18 protein-coding genes are annotated in these 19,045 nt (G+C 71.8%); 4 read left to right on the forward strand and 14 right to left on the reverse strand.

The annotated features are described in order from the left end of the window. Window positions 1-114 precede the first annotated feature (114 nt). From ACSC1Q_RS18140 to ACSC1Q_RS18170, 7 genes are all read right to left on the reverse strand, one after another. The gene (locus ACSC1Q_RS18140; protein WP_436759877.1) at window positions 115-1,374 is read right to left on the reverse strand and encodes a cysteine desulfurase; all 1,260 of its coding nucleotides are present in this window, start codon (window positions 1,372-1,374) and stop codon (window positions 115-117) included. Beyond that, a complete protein-coding gene (gene sufC, locus ACSC1Q_RS18145) occupies window positions 1,374-2,144 on the reverse strand; it encodes a Fe-S cluster assembly ATPase SufC (RefSeq protein ID WP_436759878.1) in 771 nt (256 codons plus the stop codon). The genes ACSC1Q_RS18140 and sufC overlap by 1 nt, the downstream gene beginning before the upstream one ends. 1 nt (window position 2,145) lies before the next feature. Then, window positions 2,146-2,463 carry a Rieske (2Fe-2S) protein gene (locus ACSC1Q_RS18150; RefSeq protein WP_436759879.1) on the reverse strand — a complete coding sequence of 106 codons (318 nt, stop codon included), beginning with the start codon at window positions 2,461-2,463 and terminating at the stop codon, window positions 2,146-2,148. After that, on the reverse strand, window positions 2,460-3,581 hold the full coding sequence (gene sufD / locus ACSC1Q_RS18155) for a Fe-S cluster assembly protein SufD (protein ID WP_436759880.1): 1,122 nt from the start codon (window positions 3,579-3,581) through the stop codon (window positions 2,460-2,462). The genes ACSC1Q_RS18150 and sufD overlap by 4 nt, the downstream gene beginning before the upstream one ends. Continuing rightward, entirely contained in the window at window positions 3,581-4,993 is a 1,413-nt protein-coding gene (gene sufB, locus ACSC1Q_RS18160) for a Fe-S cluster assembly protein SufB (RefSeq protein ID WP_350967904.1), read from the reverse strand. Before sufB ends, sufD begins: the two co-directional genes overlap by 1 nt. Next, the gene (locus ACSC1Q_RS18165) at window positions 4,990-5,778 is read right to left on the reverse strand and encodes a helix-turn-helix transcriptional regulator (protein WP_436759947.1); all 789 of its coding nucleotides are present in this window, start codon (window positions 5,776-5,778) and stop codon (window positions 4,990-4,992) included. Before ACSC1Q_RS18165 ends, sufB begins: the two co-directional genes overlap by 4 nt. A gap of 104 nt (window positions 5,779-5,882) precedes the next feature. Beyond that, window positions 5,883-7,115, reverse strand: a complete 1,233-nt coding sequence (locus ACSC1Q_RS18170) for a multidrug effflux MFS transporter (protein ID WP_436759881.1) — start codon at window positions 7,113-7,115, stop codon at window positions 5,883-5,885. A gap of 285 nt (window positions 7,116-7,400) precedes the next feature. On the opposite strand from ACSC1Q_RS18170, the gene ACSC1Q_RS18175 reads away from it, so the two are divergent. The 4 genes from ACSC1Q_RS18175 (at window position 7,401) to ACSC1Q_RS18190 (ending at window position 12,031) form a co-directional block, all read left to right on the forward strand. Further along, window positions 7,401-8,309 carry an ABC transporter ATP-binding protein gene (locus tag ACSC1Q_RS18175; RefSeq protein WP_436759882.1) on the forward strand — a complete coding sequence of 303 codons (909 nt, stop codon included), beginning with the start codon at window positions 7,401-7,403 and terminating at the stop codon, window positions 8,307-8,309. Window positions 8,310-8,559: 250 nt separating this feature from the next. Further along, on the forward strand, window positions 8,560-9,327 hold the full coding sequence (locus ACSC1Q_RS18180) for an ABC transporter permease (protein ID WP_436759883.1): 768 nt from the start codon (window positions 8,560-8,562) through the stop codon (window positions 9,325-9,327). 235 nt (window positions 9,328-9,562) lie between these two features. Continuing rightward, on the forward strand, window positions 9,563-10,966 hold the full coding sequence (locus ACSC1Q_RS18185; protein ID WP_436759884.1) for a glycosyltransferase family 39 protein: 1,404 nt from the start codon (window positions 9,563-9,565) through the stop codon (window positions 10,964-10,966). Between the two features lie 147 nt (window positions 10,967-11,113). After that, window positions 11,114-12,031, forward strand: a complete 918-nt coding sequence (locus ACSC1Q_RS18190) for an EamA family transporter (protein WP_436759885.1) — start codon at window positions 11,114-11,116, stop codon at window positions 12,029-12,031. 243 nt (window positions 12,032-12,274) lie between these two features. Here ACSC1Q_RS18190 and ACSC1Q_RS18195 read toward each other — a convergent pair whose 3' ends face one another. From ACSC1Q_RS18195 to ACSC1Q_RS18225, 7 genes are all read right to left on the reverse strand, one after another. Next, window positions 12,275-12,955 carry a GntR family transcriptional regulator gene (locus ACSC1Q_RS18195; RefSeq protein WP_436759886.1) on the reverse strand — a complete coding sequence of 227 codons (681 nt, stop codon included), beginning with the start codon at window positions 12,953-12,955 and terminating at the stop codon, window positions 12,275-12,277. Window positions 12,956-13,093: 138 nt separating this feature from the next. Next, complete coding sequence (locus ACSC1Q_RS18200) at window positions 13,094-13,819, reverse strand: ABC transporter ATP-binding protein (protein WP_436759887.1); 726 nt, start codon at window positions 13,817-13,819, stop codon at window positions 13,094-13,096. Continuing rightward, complete coding sequence (locus ACSC1Q_RS18205) at window positions 13,812-14,789, reverse strand: ABC transporter ATP-binding protein (protein ID WP_436759888.1); 978 nt, start codon at window positions 14,787-14,789, stop codon at window positions 13,812-13,814. Before ACSC1Q_RS18205 ends, ACSC1Q_RS18200 begins: the two co-directional genes overlap by 8 nt. Further along, window positions 14,786-15,784, reverse strand: coding sequence for a branched-chain amino acid ABC transporter permease (locus tag ACSC1Q_RS18210; RefSeq protein ID WP_436759889.1), 999 nt, complete (start codon window positions 15,782-15,784; stop codon window positions 14,786-14,788). Before ACSC1Q_RS18210 ends, ACSC1Q_RS18205 begins: the two co-directional genes overlap by 4 nt. Continuing rightward, on the reverse strand, window positions 15,781-16,674 hold the full coding sequence (locus ACSC1Q_RS18215; protein ID WP_436759890.1) for a branched-chain amino acid ABC transporter permease: 894 nt from the start codon (window positions 16,672-16,674) through the stop codon (window positions 15,781-15,783). Before ACSC1Q_RS18215 ends, ACSC1Q_RS18210 begins: the two co-directional genes overlap by 4 nt. Then, window positions 16,671-17,843, reverse strand: a complete 1,173-nt coding sequence (locus tag ACSC1Q_RS18220; RefSeq protein WP_436759891.1) for a branched-chain amino acid ABC transporter substrate-binding protein — start codon at window positions 17,841-17,843, stop codon at window positions 16,671-16,673. Before ACSC1Q_RS18220 ends, ACSC1Q_RS18215 begins: the two co-directional genes overlap by 4 nt. Before the next feature lie 181 nt (window positions 17,844-18,024). Further along, window positions 18,025-19,026, reverse strand: coding sequence for a proline racemase family protein (locus ACSC1Q_RS18225; RefSeq protein ID WP_436759892.1), 1,002 nt, complete (start codon window positions 19,024-19,026; stop codon window positions 18,025-18,027). Window positions 19,027-19,045 lie beyond the last annotated feature (19 nt).

A 19,045-nucleotide genomic window follows, 5' to 3' on the forward strand; every position in this document is an offset into this window, starting at 1 on the left:
CCGTGCTCACCTTCTCGTTCGCTGCGCCGTGCGCTCGTGCGTCGCCGCGCGCCGTGCGGCGGGCGTCTCGCGCCCGCCGTTCGCCGGTCCGCCGGCTCGACTGCTCGGGCATGGCTAGGCGAACACCTTCCGCACGTGGTGGAGGCCGCGGACCAGGGCGTCGATCTCGGCCGGTGTGTTGTAGAGATAGAAGGACGCCCGCGTGGTCGCGGGAATCCCGAACCTCAGGTGGAGCGGGCGGGCGCAGTGGTGCCCCACGCGCACGGCCACCCCGAAGTCGTCATCCAGGATCTGCCCGACGTCGTGCGGGTGAATCCCCTCAAGGGTGAACGAGACCGTGCCGCCCCGGTCCGTGAGGTCCAGCGGGCCGATCACCCGCAGCCCCGGGATCTCCCCCAGGGCTCCGAGCGCGTACGCGGTGAGCTCGTGCTCGTGGCGTACGACGGCGTCCATCCCGATCTCGGACAGGTAGTCGATCGCCGCGCCGAGGCCGATGGCCTCGACGATGGGCGGGGTGCCCGCCTCGAACTTGTGCGGCGCGGGCGCGTAGGTCGAGTGGTCCATCCAGACCGCCTCGATCATCTCGCCGCCGCCCAGGAACGGGGGCATCGCCTCCAGCAGCTCGCCGCGGGCCCACAGCACGCCGATCCCCGAGGGGCCGAGGAGCTTGTGGCCGGTGAAGGCGAGGAAGTCGACGCCCAGCGCGGCCACGTCCACCTTCTGGTGGGGCACCGACTGGGAGGCGTCGAGCATCATCAGCGCGCCGACCTCGCGGACCCTGGCGAGCACCGGGGCGACCGGGTTGACCGTGCCCAGCACGTTCGACTGGTGCACGATCGAGACGATCTTCGTGCGCTCGTTGACGAGCTCGCCGAGGTTCGACAGGTCCAGGCGGCCCTCGTCGGTGACGGAGAACCACCGCAGCGTCGCGCCGGTGCGCTGCGCGAGCATCTGCCACGGCACGATGTTGGAGTGGTGCTCCATCTCGGAGACGACGATCTCGTCGCCGGGGCCGAGCCGGAAGCGGGGGTCCTCACCGATGGGGTTGCCGAAGGCGTACGCCACCAGGTTGAGCGCCTCGGAGGCGTTCTTGGTGAAGACGACCTCGTCGCGACCGGGCGCGCCGACGAACGCGGCGACCTTGTCGCGGGCGTCCTCGTACGCCTCGGTGGACTCCGCGCCCAGCACGTGCATGGCGCGGCCGACGTTGCTGTAGTGCATCGCCATGTGCTCGCGCATTACCTCGACCACCTGGGTCGGCTTCTGCGAGGAGTTGCCCGAGTCGAGGTAGATGAGCGGCCTGCCGCCGGGAAGCTCGCGGGAGAGGACGGGGAAGTCCTTCCTGATCCTCTCCACGTCAAGGCCGGTGTCCATCAGGCCGACGCCTTCGTGTAGGCCTCGTAGCCCTCCGCCTCAAGCTTCTCGGCGAGCTCGGGGCCGCCCTGCTCCACGATCCGCCCGGCGGAGAAGACGTGGACGAAGTCCGGCTTCACGTAGCGCAGGATGCGGGTGTAGTGGGTGATGAGCAGCACGCCGGTCTCGTCGGAGCGGAAGCGGTTGATGCCCTCGGAGACCACGCGCAGCGCGTCGACGTCGAGGCCGGAGTCGGTCTCGTCGAGAACGGCGATCTTCGGCTTGAGGAGCTCCAGCTGGAGGATCTCGTGGCGCTTCTTCTCGCCGCCGGAGAAGCCCTCGTTCACGTTGCGCTGGGCGAAGGCCGCGTCGATGGACAGGGCGTCCATGCCGGCCTTGAGGTCCTTGGCGAACTCGCGGAGCTTGGGGGCCTCGCCGCGGACGGAGGTGACGGCGGTGCGCAGGAAGTTGGAGACGCTGACGCCGGGGACCTCGACCGGGTACTGCATGGCGAGGAACAGGCCGGCGCGGGCGCGCTCGTCGACCGTGAGCTCCAGCAGGTCGACCCCGTCGAGCAGGACCTGGCCGCTGGTGATGGTGTATTTGGGGTGGCCCGCGATCGCGTACGCGAGCGTGGACTTGCCCGAGCCGTTGGGGCCCATGATGGCGTGGGTCTCACCGGCGCGCACGGTCAGGTTGACGCCGCGCAGGATCTCCTTGTCGGCGACGGTGACGTGCAGGTCGCGGATCTCCAGGGTGGAACCCGAGGAGGCTCGGCTGGTGTCAGACACTTTATGACTCCTTCGAGAGCGAGACGAGGACGTCGTCGCCATCGATCTTTACTCGGTATACGGGGACGGGCTTGTTGGCGGGCGGCCCGGTGGGCTTGCCCGAGCGCAGATCGAAGCACGAGCCGTGCAGCCAGCACTCCAGGGCGCCGTCGTAGACCTCTCCCTCGCTGAGCTTCACCTCGGCGTGGGAGCAGACGTCGTGCAGCGCGAAGACCTCCTCGCCCCGGCGGACCAGGGCGACGGGGGTCTCGCCGACCTCAAGGCCGATCACTCCCTCGTCGGGGATGTCGGCGAGCTTGCAGACCTTCTCGAACGTCACTTCTCAAGCTCCGCCTCGACCCTGGCGAGCACTCGCTCGCGAAGCTCGGGAACCTCGATCTTCTCCAGCAGCTGCGCGAAGAAGCCCCTGATGACGAGGCGGCGCGCGTCCTCGAAGGGGATGCCGCGGGCCTGGAGGTAGAAGATGTGCTCGTCGTCGAGACGGCCCGAGGCGCTGGCGTGACCCGCCCCGGCGACCTCGCCGGTGAGGATCTCCAGGTTGGGCACCGAGTCGGCGCGGGCGCCGTCGGTGAGCAGGAGGTTGCGGTTGAGCTCGTAGGTGTCGGTGCCCTCGGCCTCGACCCGGATGATGACGTCGCCGATCCAGACCGCGTGGGCGTCCTGGCCCTGCAGCGCGCCCCGGTAGTCGACGTTGCTGCGGCAGTCGGGCGTGGAGTGGTCGACGAGCAGGCGGTGCTCCAGGTGCTGGCCGGCGTCGACGAAGTAGAGGCCGTTCAGCTCGGCGTCGCCGCCGGGGCCGTCGTAGGAGACCGACGGGGAGAGCCTGACCAGGTCGCCGCCGAGGGTGACCACGAAGCCGCGGAAGGTCGCGTCCTTGGCCAGCAGGGCGTGGTGGTGGGAGACGTGCACGGCGTCGTCGGCCCAGTCCTGCAGGCTGACGACCTTGAGCGTGGCGCCCTCGCCCACGACGAACTCGACGTTGTCGGCGTAGACGGCGCTGCCCTGGTGGTCGAGGACGACCACGGCCTCGGCCATCGGCTCCAGCCTCACGACCGTGTGGCCGTACGCGGCGCCCTGGCCGGACCCGGTGAGGGTGATCACGGTCGGCTTGGAGGCGACGGCCTCGCGCGCGACCGTGACCACGGTGGCCTTCTCGAAGGAGGCGTAGGCCTGGGCGCTGACCCGGTCGGCGGGCACGTAGGCCCTGCCGACCCGCTGGTCGTCGCGGCCGACGGTCTCCACGGTGACCTCGGGGGCGGCGTCGACCTGCACGACGACGTTCGCGGAGGCCGCGACGCCCTCGTGCAGGCCCTTGAGCCGGGAGAGCGGGGTGAAGCGCCACTCCTCCTCCCGGCCGGTCGGCACCGCGAAGTCGGCCACGTCGTACGAGGCCTTCTCGTGGAGGGTCGACAGGGGTTTTCCGGTGTCGAGACCCATCAGCCGACGGCTCCTTCCATCTGCAGCTCGATCAGGCGGTTCAGCTCCAGGGCGTACTCCATCGGGAGCTCGCGGGCGATCGGCTCGACGAAGCCCCGGACGATCATCGCCATCGCCTCGTCCTCGCCCATGCCACGGCTCATCAGGTAGAAGAGCTGGTCGTCGGAGACCTTGGAGACGGTGGCCTCGTGCCCCATGGAGACGTCGTCCTCGCGCACGTCCACGTAGGGGTAGGTGTCGGAGCGGCTGATCTGGTCGACGAGGAGCGCGTCGCACTTGACGGTGCTGGCGCTGCCGTGAGCGCCCTCCTCGATCTGGACCAGGCCGCGGTAGGAGGTGCGGCCGCCGCCGCGGGCGACGGACTTGGAGATCACCGAGGAGCTGGTGTTGGGCGCGAGGTGCACCATCTTGGCACCGGCGTCCTGGTGCTGGCCCTCACCGGCGAAGGCGACGCTGAGGGTCTCGCCCTTGGCGTGCTCGCCCATGAGGTAGACGGCCGGGTACTTCATGGTGACCTTGGAACCGATGTTGCCGTCGACCCACTCCATGGTCGCGCCCTCGTACGCCACGGCGCGCTTGGTGACCAGGTTGTAGACGTTGTTCGACCAGTTCTGGATGGTCGTGTAGCGGCAGCGCGCGTTCTTCTTCACGATGATCTCCACGACCGCGCTGTGCAGCGAGTCGGAGGAGTAGATCGGCGCGGTGCAGCCCTCGACGTAGTGGACGTAGGAGCCCTCGTCGACGATGATCAGGGTCCGCTCGAACTGGCCCATGTTCTCGGTGTTGATCCGGAAGTAGGCCTGGAGCGGGATCTCCACGTTGACGTTCGGCGGCACGTAGATGAAGCTGCCGCCGCTCCAGGTGGCCGTGTTCAGCGCGGCGAACTTGTTGTCGCCGACGGGGATCACGGTCCCGAAGTACTCCTTGAAGATCTCCTCGTGCTCCTTGAGCGCGGTGTCGGTGTCGACGAAGATGACACCCTTCTCCTCAAGGTCCTCACGGATCTTGTGGTAGACCACCTCGGACTCGTACTGGGCGGCGACGCCGGCGACCAGGCGCTGCTTCTCCGCCTCGGGGATGCCGAGCTTGTCGTAGGTGTTCTTGATGTCGTCGGGCAGGTCCTCCCAGGAGGCGGCCTGCTTCTCCGTCGAGCGCACGAAGTACTTGATGTTGTCGAAGTCGATCCCGCTGAGATCGGAGCCCCAGTTGGGCATGGGCTTCTTGCCGAAAAGGCGCAGCCCCTTCAGACGAAGGTCCAGCATCCACTCCGGCTCGCTCTTCAGCGCGGAGATGTTGCGGACGACCTCTTCGGACAGGCCACGCCGGGCCGTCGCTCCCGCGGCGTCCGAGTCGGCCCAGCCGAACTTGTAATTCCCGAGGCCTTCCAGCTCCGGGCGGTCGGTGACAGTCACCTTCCGGTCTCCTTGCTCGATGTGTCGATCGTTTCGTGGATGGCCGGCGGCGCCGGATCAGGTATCGGTAAGCCGGGCGCGCGCTCTCTCGCGCCCGGCCCGGGTGTCCTGTGGGGACTCACGTGCGTGGTGCACACACCGTCGCCGTGGGCGATGGTCGCGAGCCGCTGCACGGGGGTGCCGAGGATGCGCGCGAACGCCTCCGTCTCGGCCTCGCACAGCTGCGGGAACTCCGCGGCCACGTGCGCCACCGGGCAGTGGTGCTGGCACAGCTGCTCGCCGCCGAGGCTGGCCTTGCTCGCCGAGGCGGCGTAGCCGTCGGCCGACAGCGCCTCGGCCAGGACGCGGACCCGCTGGTCGGCGGGGACCTCGCTCATCCTCGGCCGCAGGCGGTCGACCAGGCCGGCCACCTGTGACCGGGCGAACTCCGCCACGGCCTCCTCGCCCACGCGCTCGGCCAGGAAGCGCAGCGCGCTCCCGGCGAGGCCGTCGTAGGCGTGCTCGAAGGCGCTGCGGCCCGCGTCGGTTATCGCGAACAGCTTGGCCGGTCGCCCGCGCCCCCGCTGGCCTCGCGGCCTGGCGGTGCGGGCCTCGGCCATCCCCTCGGCCAGCAGGGCGTCGAGGTGCCTGCGGACTGCGGCGGGGGTGAGGCCGAGCCGCTCGCCGAGGGCGGCGGCGGTGACGGGCCCGTGCTCCAGGATGAGCCGGGCGACACGCGCTCGCGTGCTGCGCTCGGCGGACACGCCGGAGGGCCGCGCGGCGGCGGATCCCTCGGTGCCCTGCATCCCGGTCACGTATTTCACAACATCAGTGTGCCGTAATTGCTTCCCCAGTTACAAACCCGATGTACGGTCGACCGAATGTGGTTTGTCACGCAGGTAAGCCTTACCTAACCTGGGGAAACGCTCCGCGAGGCCCCCCGCAGGCCGACGAAGGCGACGAGCGCGGCGAGGGTGAAACCGGCCAGGACGACGGCCATCGGCAGGGCGGATCCCTCGCCGCCCAGACCCACCAGCGGGGCGGCGAGCGCGCCGAGCGCGAACTGCAGCACGCCCGTCAGCGCGGCCGCGCTCCCGGCGATCTGCTGGGGCTGGCCGCCCAAGGCGAGCGCGGCGCTGCCCGGCAGGACGAAACCCGCCCCGCACATCATCACGAACAGCGCGGCGACCAGCACCGGCAGCGGCAGGTGGAACAGGGCCGCGGCGAGCACCCCGGCGGCCCCGGCCACGCTCAGGAACAGCCCGGCGAGGATCAGCCTCGCCGGGTCCAGGCGCCCGGCGAGGCGCCCGCCGATCTGCGCGGTGACGGTCAGGCCGAGCGCGTTCAGCCCGAACACCAGGGAGAAGGTCTGCGCCGAGGTGTCGTAGACGTCCTGGAGCACGAACGGCGACCCGGAGATGTAGGCGAACATGGCCGCGAAGCCCAGCCCTCCGGCCAGGGTGGCGGCCATGAAGGAGCGGTCGCGGAGCAGGTGCCAGAAGGTGACGAGCGTGTGCCGCAGGCCGCCGCTCTCGCGCCGGTCGGCGGGCAGCGTCTCGCGTACCCCGGACAGCGCGGAGGCCAGCAGCAGGAGTCCCGCGACGCTCAGCGCGACGAACACGCCCCGCCAGGAGGTGTGGTCGAGCAGCTGCGCGCCCGCGATCGGGGCCAGGATCGGCGCGAGGCCGGTCACGAGCATGAGGGTGGCGAAGATCCGGGCGATGGCCGCGCCCTCGTACAGGTCGCGGACGACCGCGCGGACGATCACCAGCGCGGCGCCGCCCGCGATGCCCTGGAGCAGGCGGAATCCGACCAGCCCGTACACAGAGGGGGCGAAGGCGCACAGCAGGGAGGCGGCGGCGTAGGCGGCGATGCCGATCAGCAGCGGGCCGCGCCGGCCGCGCGTGTCGCTGATCGGGCCCGCGACGACCTGCCCGACGGAGAACCCGATGAGGCAGGCGGTGAGGGTGAGCTGGACCTGCGCCTGCCCGGTGCCCAGGTCGGCGGCGATGGAGGGGAAGGCGGGCAGGTACATGTCGATCGAGAGGGGACCGACCGCCGACAGCGCGCCCAGGATGAGCAGTAGCGGTGTCCTGCGCCGTGCGATCGGCGCCACCTCCGGCTCGACGACGGCCGCGGTCATACCCTTGTCCCCTTTTGATTGCGGGCCGCTTCGGTCGCGGGCCACGTGGTTTCCGGCCACGCCCCTCGGTGACGGGCGCTGGACGGGCGATGGCGGGCCCAAAGGGGCCGAAGCGTCCCAACCAACAGTTGGTCATCCGAATTCCTGTATTTCGGAAATTTCCCTATAAAAACCTTCGAGTGCCAGTCGGGCGGGTCCGGAAGCGGCCGGGAAACGAGGCCGGGACGGCCCCTGACGCGTGGTCCGGAAGCGGGACCGGCGGGCGCAGTCCCTAAACTCGTGGCCATGGACTCCCCAGCCGTCGAGATCGTCGACCTGGTCAAGAGATACGGCGGGACGACCGCGATCGACGGCCTGACCTTCAGCGCCGCCCGAGGCGCGGTCACCGCGGTGCTGGGCCCCAACGGGGCCGGCAAGACCTCCACCCTGGAGATCTGCGAGGGGTTCCGCGGGGCCGACGGCGGGACCGTGAGAGTGCTCGGGCTCGACCCGTCGCGACCGGAACTGCGGGCCAGGGTCGGGGTGATGCTCCAGGCGGGCGGCGTGCCGCCCGCGTCCCGCTGCGGGCAGTGGCTGCGGCTGATGTCCCGCTTCCACACCCACCCGCTCGACCCGGCGGCGCTGCTGGAGCGGCTGGGGCTGAGCGAGCACGCCCGCACCCCGTACCGCAGGCTCTCCGGCGGCCAGCAGCAGCGCGTGTCGCTGGCGGGGGCGGTCATCGGCCGTCCCGAGCTGGTCTTCCTCGACGAGCCGACCGCGGGCCTGGACCCGCAGGCCAGGCACGCCTGCTGGGAGCTGGTACGGGACCTGCGCGCGAGCGGGGTCTCGGTGGTGCTCACCACGCACCACATGGACGAGGCGGAGAGGCTCTCCGACCAGATCGTGATCATCGACCGCGGCAGGGTGGTCGCCGAGGGCACGCCCTCCTCCCTCACCGGCGCCGAGCGGCAGCTGCGCTTCCGCGCCCGGCCCGGCCTGTGCCTGGACGAGCTGCTCGCCGCCCTGCCCACCGGCAGCGCGGCCAAGGAGTCCCCGGCGGGGCACTACATCATCGAGGGGCAGGTCGCGCCCGGCCTCCTCGCCACCGTGACGACCTGGTGCGCCGCCGAGGGGGTGACCGCCGACGACCTCAGCATCGAGCGGCGCACCCTGGAGGACGTCTTCCTGGAACTGACCGGACGTGAGCTCCGGTGACACTCCCGGCATCCTCGATGCTCCCGGCATCCCCGGCATCCCCGGCTCCGGTGACGCTCCCGAAACCCGCCGCCCCCTTGACGCCTCCAGAGCTCCCCGCCGCGGTGACGCCCCCGGAGCCTCGCGCTCCGCTGACGCTCCCGGAGCCGCCCGCTCCGGCGACACCCCCGAACCGCCCTCGCCACCGTCCCGCGCGCGTCCGGGCGCGGCCCGGACCGGAGCGCGGGCCAGACCGCAGGAGAGCAGCCCCATGACGACCCTGGACCTCACGCCGGCTCCCGGAGCCGCGCCGCTGGGCCGGATGGTGGCGGCCCAGACGGGCGCGGAGATCCGGGCGATGCTCCGCAACGGCGAACAGCTGCTGCTCACGATGATCATCCCGGTGCTGCTGCTCGTCGGTCTCTCCTCCGCCCCGATCCTCGACGTGGGCGGCGGTTCCCGGATCGGCTTCATGACCCCCGGGGTGCTCGCGCTGGCCGTGATGTCCACCGCCTTCACCGGGCAGGCCATCGCGACGGGCTTCGAGCGCCGGTACGGCGTGCTGAAGCGGCTGGGCGCGACCCCGCTTTCGCGGACCGGGCTGATGCTGTCCAAGACGCTCGCGGTGGTCGCCGTGGAGGTCGTCCAGGTGGCGGTCATCTGCGCGGTGGCGCTCGCCCTGGGCTGGCGTCCCACCGGCTCGCCGCTCGCGGCGCTGCTGCTGGTCGTGCTGGGCACCGCCGCGTTCAGCGGGCTCGGCCTGCTGATGGCCGGAACGCTGCGCGCCGAGGCCACGCTCGCCGCGGCGAACCTCGTCTACCTGCTCCTGCTCGCCTGCGGCGGGGTCGCCTTCCCGCTGGCGAAATTCCCCGAGGCGGTACGGCCGGCGCTGGAGCTGCTGCCGATCTCGGCGCTGACCGGGGGGCTCCGCGCGGTCCTGAGCGACGGTTCGGGGCTTCCGCTCGCCGCCGTGGCGATCCTCGCGGCGTGGGCGGCGGTGTCGCTCTTCCTGACCTCCCGGACGTTCCGCTGGGAATGACCGGGCGCCACTCTTCCCGGCCCCCGGACGTCCCGCCGGGAACGACCCGGCCGGACCTGCGTGTCGGATCCCACGCGCGAAGTTCACTTAACCGGAAATATCCCCACTTTTCGCTGTAAAAGATCCACGAGGATGATCGTTAAGACCTACCATCCTCCAGGTGATCATTACCGGAACGCGATCTTCATCCCGTCCGGCGACACGACACACGGGGCAAATCTGGCCGAGTCTGGCCATGGGGATCGTCGCCACGCTTGTCGCCGTCGCAGGCTCGTCCACGGTCTCCCTGTCGTCGGACGAGCTCGCCACCCTCAGCGCGGCCCGCCGTGGCGCCGGAGGGCTCTGGGAGCTGGCCCAGCACATCGACGGGCACTTCCTGCCCTACTACGGGTTCATGCGCCTGTGGCTGGAGTTCGGGCAGGCCGAGTGGTGGATGCGCCTGCCCTCGGCGCTCGCGACGGGCGCGGCCACCGCGCTCATCGCCGACCTGGCCCGCCGGCTGAGCTCGCAGCCCGCCGGACCGGCCGCCGCCGCCGTCTACGTCTTCCTGCCCTCCGTCTCCTACCACGGGCAGAACGTCCGCTCCTACGCGTTCGCCGCCGCCGCCGCGGTCCTCGCCACCTGGACGCTGTACCGGGCGATCGAGGAGCCCGGACGGCGCGGCGGCTGGTGGAGGTACGCGGCCGCCGTCGCGCTGCTGGGCTGCACGCAGGTGTTCGCGCTGCTCGTGCTGGCCGCGCACCTGCTCGCGATCACCCTGTACGGGCGGGGCGTCCTGCCCAGGATGCTGGCCTGCATGGCCCTGGGGTCGGTCCCGGGGGCCGTCTGGGCGGTGGTCGGCTTCGCCGAGCGGCACGCGATCAGCTGGATCACCCTGCCGGGACCCGACGTGTTCCTGGCGCTGCCCAAGATGGCCGGGGGCACCGCCCTGGCGGGGTGCGCGGCGCTCGCCCTCGCGGCGGCGGCGCCGTTCCTGCGCCGGCGGCACGGCACCGACCGGCTCTGGGTCGTCCTGCTGGGCGCCTGGGCGCTCCTGCCGCCCCTGCTGCTGTTCGTCCTGTCCCACCTGGTCTCGCCGGTCTACGTCGACCGCTACCTGTTCGCGACGGTGCCCGCGTACGCGCTGCTGGCCGGGATCGCGCTCACCGCGCTGCCCCGCCTGCCCTCCGGGCTCGCGCTGGTGGGCGTCCTGGCGGCCGGGCTCCCCGGCCAGCTGGACTTCCGCAAGGAGGACGGGCACCACGAGAACTTCCCCCGGGCGGTACGGATCCTCGCGAGCGAGTCCCTGCCGGGCGACGCCCTCGTCTACGGGCGCTCCTCGCTGCGTGAGGGCTTCCTCTACTACGACAGGACGCGGCACGGCGGGAAGGGGCTGCCCGACGACGTGCTGCTCGCCGGGCCCGCCCCCCTGCCGGACTCCTTCGGCTACCCGGAGCGCTCCGACGTGGCCGCCGCCGTGGCCGGGCGCGAGCGGGTCTGGGTGGTCTGGCGCGGCGGATCGGAGGCGGCCTCGCGCGTCGGCCGGGTCACCGCCCTGGCCAAGGAGGGCTTCGCCCGGGTCAAGGCGTGGCGGACGGGCCGCGTACCCGGTATGACCGTGGCGCTCTACACCCGCGACCCGGTGCCCGGAACCGGATAGCCCGGCGGGCCCCTCTCTCCCGCCGGGCCGTCACCCCTCACCGGGCCTCCCTGGTCACGGGCGTCTCGCATCGCGGACGTCGCTGAAAACGAGGGGCGCGAAAAGTAAGGTGCCATTAATTACTTTGCACCTGGCATGAGGAGAGTCGTGACCGCCGAAGCCCTGCACGGGCCCGCCGAGCCGTACAAGCGGGGCCTGCCCAGGCCCGGGGCGCTGCTGAAGGCGGCCTCCGACGCCGTCCCGCCGTCCGGGCTGGTGATACTCGCCATCCTGTCGGTGCAGGTGGGGGCGGGCTTCGCCAAGGATCTGTTCTCCCAGCTGCCGCCGAGCGCCGTGGTGTTCCTGCGGATCGCGGCGGGGGCGCTGATCATGGGCGCGGTCGCCCGCCCCCGGTTGCGCGGGCTGTCCAGGACGGACATCGGGGCTGGGGTGGCGTTCGGCGTGACGCTGGGCGTGATGAACCTGTCGTTCTACGAGGCGCTGGCCCGGCTGCCCATGGGCATCGCGGTGGCGATCGAGTTCCTCGGCCCGCTCGGCGTCGCGGTGGCGGCCTCGCGCCGCCGTCTCGACCTGCTCTGGGTCGCGCTCGCCGGGTCGGGCGTGGTGCTGCTGGCCCCGTGGGGCACTGCGGCGTCCAGGATCAGCTGGGCCGGGATCGCCTTCGCCCTGGTGGCGGCGGCCTGCTGGGCCGGCTACATCCTGCTGTCGGCCTCGGTCGGCCGGCGCTTTCCCGGGAGCACCGGACTCTCCCTGGCGATGATCGTCTCCTGCCTGCTGGTCGCCCCCGTCGGGATCACCTCGGGCGGCACCGACCTGCTCCAGCCCGAGCTTCTGCTGATCGGGCTCGGGGTGGGCCTGCTGTCGTCGGTCATCCCCTACTCGATCGAGCTGGAGGCGCTGCGCAGGATGCCCAAGCGGGTCTTCGGCATCCTGATGAGCCTGGAGCCCGCGGTGGCGGCGCTGGTCGGGCTGCTGGTGCTGGGTGAGGTCCTCCAGGTGCGTGAGTGGGCCGCCATCGGCTGCGTGGTCATCGCCAGCGTGGGCGCCACCCGCGGCACCGGCTGACCCGTCCTCGCCCGCACGCGACCCGCGGCACCGGCTACCCGTCCTCGGCCGGACGCCAGCCACCAGCCCCGTTCCAGCGGCGGGCGCCCGCCGATCCCGTTCCTGTGACGGGCGCCACCGGTGACACCCGGCGGGCCCGGTGCCCGGTGCCCGGTGCTTCCAGGGCACCCGCCGGGCCGCCCTCCGAACGCCGCGCCCCCGCCGGTCGGCCTCGGCCGCCGGGCCGCGCCGACTCGGGCCGCGCTACTCGGGCCTGCTGGCCCAGATGCCGCGTACGTGCCGGATGTGGGCGCGCATCAGCCTTTCGGCGCCGCTCGCGTCCCCCTCGGAGAGCAGCGCGAGCAGGGTGAGGTGCTCGCGGGCGGAGTCGGCGAGGGCGCCCCGCCGGTGCAGGGAGGACAGGCCGTACAGGCGGGCCCGGTTGCGCAGGTCGCGGACCACCTCCACGAGGTGGGCGTTGCCCGCCAGGGCGAGCAGGTCCAGGTGGAAGCGGATGTCGGCGTCGACGTACGCGATCAGGTCGCCGCGCTCGGCGGCGTCGACGATCGCCTGGGCCAGCGGGCGCAGCAGCTCGAAGCTCGGCGCGCGACCGGCGTCGGCCAGTTGCGCCACCGTGGGCACCTCGATGAGCCTGCGGATCTCGGTCAGCTCGTCCAGGTCGCGGTCGGACAGCTCGGTGACCCGGAAGCCCTTGTTGCGCACCGCCTCGACCAGGCCCTCCTTGGCCAGGTCGAGCATGGCCTCGCGCACCGGGGTCGCCGAGACCCCGAACTGGGCGGCGAGGACGGGGGCGGAGTAGACCATGCCCGGCCTCATCTCACCGGTGATGAGGGCCGCCCTGAGCGCGTGGGCCACCTGCTCGCGCAGGCTCTGCCGCTCGCTCACGGCCGGCAGGTCGAGCCGGCCGTCCGCCCTAGGAGCCATACCGGAGCCTCTCGTGTCGCTCGCGTCCACGCCTGATCGGCGGAACCCGCCACCCCCACATCCTCCCAGGCCATGCGCGCGCCTCCGAACACCCGGGGGCCGATCCGGGGGGCACGGCACCGGTGGCGGGTCCGCCGGTCATCCCCCCTCGCCCTCCCGGACCCCGCCGAGGTAGGCCTCGGCCACCCGGGCGTCCCGGCGGAGTTCGTCCGCGGGCCCGTCGAGGACGCACTCGCCGTTCTCGATCACGTAGCCGCGGTGCGCGATCCCCAGGGCGGCCACGGCGTTCTGCTCGACGAGCAGGACCGAGGTGCCCTGGGCGTTGATCCCCGCGATGAGCTCCATGACCGAGGCGACCACCAGGGGCGCGAGGCCCATGGACGGCTCGTCGAGCAGCAGCAGCCGGGGCCCGGTGACCAGCGCCCTGCCGATGGCGAGCATCTGCTGCTCGCCGCCCGACAGCGTGCCGCCCTGCTGGGTACGGCGCTCCGCCAGGCGGGGCAGCAGCTCGTAGACGCGCTCGATCCGCGTGCGGACCTCCGTCTGGTCGCGGACCAGGTAGCCGCCCAGCTGGAGGTTCTCGTGCACGCTGAGCGTGCTGAAGATCCTGCGGCCCTCCGGGACGTGCACCAGGCCGCGCGCGGTGATCCGGTGCGGCTTCTCCCTGGTGATCGTCTCGCCGTCGAAGACCACCGTGCCGCCGGTGGGGCGCAGCAGCCCCGAGACCGCGGACAGCGTGGTGGTCTTGCCCGCGCCGTTGTTGCCGAGCAGGGCGACGATCTCCCCCTCGGCGACGCCGAGCGACAGGCCGCGCAGGGCGTGTACGCCGCCGTAGTGGACGTCCAGCCCGTCGATGTCAAGCATTGGCGTCTCCCCCGGCCGCGCTGTCCTTCCCCGCGGTCTCTCCTCCGGCGCTCTCCTGTCCGGTGCCCTCGTCCTCCCGGGCGCCGCCTTCCGGCGCGGTCTCCTCACCCGAGCCGTCTCCCCCGGCGCCGCCTTTCCCGGCGCCGTCCTTCCTCGTCGTCGCGGTCCGGTCTGTCCCGCCGGTCCCGCCGGCCTCGTCCCTCGCGGCGGTGGGGTCGCCGCCGAGGTAGGCCTCAATGACGGCCGGGTCGCGCCGGACGTCCTCGGGACGGCCGTCGGCGATCTCCCGGCCGAAGTTGAGCACGACCACGCGCTCGGAGACCTCCATGACCAGGCCCATGTCGTGCTCGATGAGCACGATGGCCACCCCCAGCGCCTGGATGCGCCGGATCAGGTCGAGCATCTCGGCCTTCTCGCCGTGGTTGAGCCCGGCCGCGGGCTCGTCCAGCAGCAGCAGGTCGGGGCGGCGGGCCAGGGCACGGGCGATCTCGGTGCGGCGCTGCTCGCCGTACGGGAGGTGGCGGGCCTGCCCGTACCGGTCGCCGCGCAGGCCGACGAAGTCCAGCCAGTGGTGGGCCTGCTCGGTGCACTCTCGTTCCGAGCGCCGGTAGCGCGGGGTGTGCAGCAGGGCGTCCAGGACGCTCTGGCGCAGCCACAGGTGCGATCCGGCGCGCACGTTGTCCAGGACCGACAGCTCCCCGAACAGGCGCAGGTTCTGGAAGGTCCGCGCGACCCCCAGGCCCGCGATGGCCGAGGGCCGCATCCCCGGCAGGTCCCTGCCGCGCAGGGTGATCCGGCCCGAGGTCGGCCGGTAGAAGCCGGTGACGCAGTTGAAGGCCGACGTCTTGCCCGCCCCGTTGGGCCCGATCACGGAGACGATCTCCGCCTCGTCCACCGAGAACGACAGGCCGTCGATGGCCACCAGCCCGCCGAAGGTCAGGCGCAGGCCGTCCACGCTCAGCAGGCTCACGGGACCTCCTTGGAACGAGCCGGCCAGATCCCCTGCGGCCGCAGGAGCATGAAGACGATGAGCAGCACGCCGAACAGGAAGAACCGGTAGTCGGCGAGGTCGCGCAGGATCTCCGGCAGGACGCTGATCACGACGGCGCCGACGACGACGCCGGGCACCGAGCCCATGCCGCCGAGGACCACGGCCATGAGCACCAGCGCCGACGACAGGAAGGTGAAGCTGCCCGGCGAGATGGCCGACAGCTGCGCGGCGAACAGCACCCCGGCCAGGCCGCCCCAGACCGCCCCGGCGATGTAGGCGGCGAGCTTGACCCGGTAGGTGTGCACGCCCATCGCCTCGGCGGCGTCCTCGTCCTCCCGGACGAAGCGCCAGGCCCGGCCCAGGCGGGAGCGGCCCAGCCGCGCCGCGCCGAGGACGGCCAGCGAGACGACGGCCACGGTGACGTAGTAGAAGGCCGCGGGGTGCTCGACCAGGTGCGGGATGCCGTAGATGCCGGAGGGGCCGCCGGTGACGTCCAGGTTGTTGGCGGTGATCCGGATGATCTCCCCGAAGCCGAGGGTCACGATGGCGAGGTAGTCGCTGCGCAGGCGCAGGGTGGGGGCGCCGATGACGATCCCGGCGACGACCGTGACCACGAGCACGGCGGGCACCGTGGCGAGCAGCGGCAGGTCGAAGCGGGTGGCCAGCACGCCGCTGGTGTAGGCGCCGACCGCGAAGAAGGCGACGTGGCCCAGGTCGAGCAGGCCGCAGTAGCCGACCACGATGTTCAGCCCGGCGGCGAGCATCACGGCGATGGCCGCGCTGGTCATGACCGACAGGGCGTACGGCGTGGCGTCGACGAAGGGGGCGAGCAGCGCGATCAGCAGCCCGGCGATCCCGGCCCACCGGTTCTGCAGCAGCCTCGACGCCCGGCTGGGCGGCCTGTCGGTGCCACGGCGGCGGACCTTGGTGCCGACGGGACCGGCGGGCTCGCCGGGCTTGACGGCCTCGCTCATACCCGCTCCGTGACGCGCTCGCCGAGCAGGCCGGTGGGCCGCACCGTCAGGAACAGGATCAGCACCCCGAAGGCGAACACGTCGCGCCACTCACCGCCCAGCCAGAACGTGCCGAACGACTCCAGCAGCCCGAGCAGCAGGCCGCCGAGCATCGTGCCGGGGATGTTGCCGATGCCGCCGATGACGGCCGCCGTGAAGGCCTTGAGCCCGATCAGGAAGCCCATCATGAAGTCGATCTTCCCGTAGTAGGCCCCGGCCATCACGCCCGCGGCGCCCGCCAGCGCCGAGCCGATGAAGAAGGTGCGGGAGATCACCGCGTTGACGTCGATGCCCATCAGCGCGCTGGTGCGCGGGTCCAGCGCGATGGCCCGCATGGCCCGGCCCTCGCGGGTGCGGGTGACCAGCAGGTTGAGCCCGGCCATGAGGAGCACCGCCACGCCGACCAGGACGAGCTGCTGCACGGTGAGCCGGGCGCCGAGGATCTCCAGCGAGGTGCCGCCCAGCCGCACCGGGTAGACCCGCGGATCGGCCCCGGCCACCGCGCGCATCCCGTACTCCAGGGCGAAGGAGGCCCCGACCGCGGTGATCAGCAGGGAGAGCCGCGGGGCGCGGCGGAGCGGGCGGTAGGCGATCCGCTCCAGCGCCACCCCGGCCAGGCCGGTGACGGCCATGGTCGCCAGGAGCACCGCGAGCAGCAGCGGCAGGGCCATCGCGGAGGACACGCCGCCGACCGCGCCGAGGATGGCGAAACCGGCGAACGCCCCCAGCATGTACAGGTCGCCGTGGGCGAAGTTGAGCAGCTTGATGATCCCGTAGACCATGCTGTAGCCCAGGGCCACCAGGGCGTAGAACGAGCCGACGAACAGCCCGTTCCAGACGAGCTGCGTCACTGGAGGGCGTCCTGCAGGGCGAACCTGTCTCCCTTGACGACGAGGATCTGGAAGCCGCCGTTGGCCAGGGTGTGCTCGGGGGTGAACTTCAGCGGCCCGGAGAACATCGAGAAGCCGTCGATCGCCTCCAGCGCCGCGATCACCTTGTCGCCGTCGGTGGCGCCCGCCTTGGTGACCGCCTCGGCGGCGAGCCGCACCGCGTCGTAGGCCTGGTTGGAGTACGGACCCGGCTCGGAGGCGTACTTCTTCTTGTACGCCTCGATCCAGCCCTCGGCGCCCTCAAGGGTGTCGGGCGTCTGGGTCATCGTGGCGTAGAGGCCCTCGGCGGCCTCGTCCCCGGCGATCTCGACCAGTTTGGGGGAGACCGAGCCGTCGCCGACCATGATGGAGCCCTTGTACCCGGCCTGCCGGAGCTGGCGCGCGATCAGGCCGCCCTCCTGGAAGTAGCCGGTCCAGTAGACGAAGTCGGGCTTCTTGGCCAGCACGTTGGTGATGTTGGCGCTGTAGTCGCTCTCCTTCGGGGTGACCGCCTCGGTGATCACGGCCTCGGCGCCGTCGGGGGCCTCCAGGAGGGCCTGGGTGCGCAGCGCGATGTCCTTGGAGTAGCTGGTGTTGTCGTGCATCAGCGCGACGCTCCTCGACTCCTGCTTGGCGATCCACTTCTCCGCGGCCGCGGCCTGCTGGGAGCCCGTGCCGTTGATCAGGAAGACGTGCTTGAGCTTCTGGTCGACCAGTTCCTGGGAGTTGGCGGCCGGGATGATCATCGGGATGTTCGCCTTGCCGAAGATCGGCAGGGTGGGTAGCGTCGCGCCGGAGCAGTAGCCGCCCACGGAGACGTCGACCCCCTCGGTGACCAGCTTGTTGGCGCCCGCCGCCGCCGACTGGGCGTCGCAGGCGTCGTCGGCGGTCCTCAGCTCCAGCTTGCGGCCGAGCACACCGCCCTTGGCGTTGATCTCGTCGATCGCGAGCTGCGCCGCGTTGCTCATGTAGGGACCGATGGCGGCCTCGCTGCCCGACTGCGGGATCAGCATGCCGAGGACGATCGGCTCGTCCTTCGCGGCGGCCGTCTGGCCTCCGCCGCCGTCACCGAGCAGTCCCTGGCCACATCCGGTGACCAGGAGACCGAGAACGGCCAGCGAGGTGAAGCACTTCAGGGGGGTGGCACGCATGCGCGGCTCCTCACGTCCGATGATGTGTGATATTGCACGTGCAACGCAGATGCGCGTCAAGGGCCGAAACAAGACCGTTAGCGTTAGGACGCCGTTTTGGGCCACGGGGCGCGACCCGCGGGGAACGGCTCGGGGACGGGCACGTGTTCGCAGCTCAGGACGGCCGGAGTCGGAGCCGGAGTCAGAGAAGGAAACCGGCGGGGAACGGGTCGCGGGGGTCGAGGAAGTACTGGGCGGTGCCGGTGACCCACGCGCGACCGGTGATGGCCGGGACCACCGCGGGCAGGCCCGCCACCTCCGTCTCCTCCGTGAGCCGCCCGACGAAGCGGGTGCCGATGAACGACTCGTTCACGAAGGCGGTGTCCAGCGGCAGCTCGCCCCTGGCGTGCAGCTGGGCCATCCGGGCGCTGGTGCCGGTGCCGCACGGCGAGCGGTCGAACCAGCCGGGGTGGATCGCCATCGCGTGCCGCGAGTGCCGGGCGTCGGAGCCGGGCGCGGTGAACTGCACGTGGTGGCAGCCCCGGATGCCGGGTTCCAGCGGATGGACCGGCTCGTCCCGCTCGTTGATCGCCCCCATGATCGCCAGACCGGCGTCGAGGATCGCCTGCTTGCGCGACCGCTCGAACGGCAGGCCCACCGACTCGACGGGCAGGATGGCGTAATAGTTGCCGCCGTAGGCGAGGTCGTAGACGACCTCCCCGACGCCGGGCACCTTGACCACGCGGTCCAGTCCCGCGCTGAAGGAGGGCACGTTGGTGATGGTGACCTCCGTGGCGGCGCCGTCCTCGACCCGGACCTCGGCGACGACCAGCCCGGCGGGGGTGTCCAGCCGGATGGTGGTGACCGGCTCGACGACCTCGACCATCCCGGTCTCGACGAGGACCGTGGCGACGCCGATGGTGCCGTGCCCGCACATGGGCAGGCAGCCGGAGACCTCGATGTAGAGCACGCCGTAGTCGGCGTCGGGCCGGGTGGGCGGCTGCAGGACGGCCCCGCTCATCGCCGAGTGGCCGCGCGGCTCGTACATGAGCAGGGTGCGGACGTGATCCATCCCGGCCAGGAAGTGCTCGCGCCGCTCGGCCATGGTCGAGCCGGGGATGACCCCCACCCCACCGGTGATCACCCGGGTGGGCATGCCCTCGGTGTGGGAGTCCACCGCGTGGAAGACCCTCTTCGTTCTCATCCGCTCTCCTCACGGTGAA

Source organism: Streptosporangium heterodermiicola, assembly GCF_051390675.1.
Taxonomy (GTDB): Bacteria; Actinomycetota; Actinomycetes; order Streptosporangiales; family Streptosporangiaceae; genus Streptosporangium.

What these genes read in the sequence shown, in the direction of transcription:
- ACSC1Q_RS18140 (WP_436759877.1), bottom strand. Translation starts at nt 1,374, where the DNA reads ATGGACACCGGCCTTGACGTGGAGAGGATCAGGAAGGACTTCCCCGTC.
- sufD (WP_436759880.1), bottom strand. Translation starts at nt 3,581, where the DNA reads ATGGGTCTCGACACCGGAAAACCCCTGTCGACCCTCCACGAGAAGGCC.
- ACSC1Q_RS18165 (WP_436759947.1), bottom strand. Translation starts at nt 5,778, where the DNA reads ATGCAGGGCACCGAGGGATCCGCCGCCGCGCGGCCCTCCGGCGTGTCC.
- ACSC1Q_RS18170 (WP_436759881.1), bottom strand. Translation starts at nt 7,115, where the DNA reads ATGACCGCGGCCGTCGTCGAGCCGGAGGTGGCGCCGATCGCACGGCGC.
- ACSC1Q_RS18175 (WP_436759882.1), top strand. Translation starts at nt 7,401, where the DNA reads ATGGACTCCCCAGCCGTCGAGATCGTCGACCTGGTCAAGAGATACGGC.
- ACSC1Q_RS18180 (WP_436759883.1), top strand. Translation starts at nt 8,560, where the DNA reads ATGACGACCCTGGACCTCACGCCGGCTCCCGGAGCCGCGCCGCTGGGC.
- ACSC1Q_RS18185 (WP_436759884.1), top strand. Translation starts at nt 9,563, where the DNA reads ATGGGGATCGTCGCCACGCTTGTCGCCGTCGCAGGCTCGTCCACGGTC.
- ACSC1Q_RS18195 (WP_436759886.1), bottom strand. Translation starts at nt 12,955, where the DNA reads ATGGCTCCTAGGGCGGACGGCCGGCTCGACCTGCCGGCCGTGAGCGAG.
- ACSC1Q_RS18200 (WP_436759887.1), bottom strand. Translation starts at nt 13,819, where the DNA reads ATGCTTGACATCGACGGGCTGGACGTCCACTACGGCGGCGTACACGCC.
- ACSC1Q_RS18210 (WP_436759889.1), bottom strand. Translation starts at nt 15,784, where the DNA reads ATGAGCGAGGCCGTCAAGCCCGGCGAGCCCGCCGGTCCCGTCGGCACC.
- ACSC1Q_RS18220 (WP_436759891.1), bottom strand. Translation starts at nt 17,843, where the DNA reads ATGCGTGCCACCCCCCTGAAGTGCTTCACCTCGCTGGCCGTTCTCGGT.
- ACSC1Q_RS18225 (WP_436759892.1), bottom strand. Translation starts at nt 19,026, where the DNA reads ATGAGAACGAAGAGGGTCTTCCACGCGGTGGACTCCCACACCGAGGGC.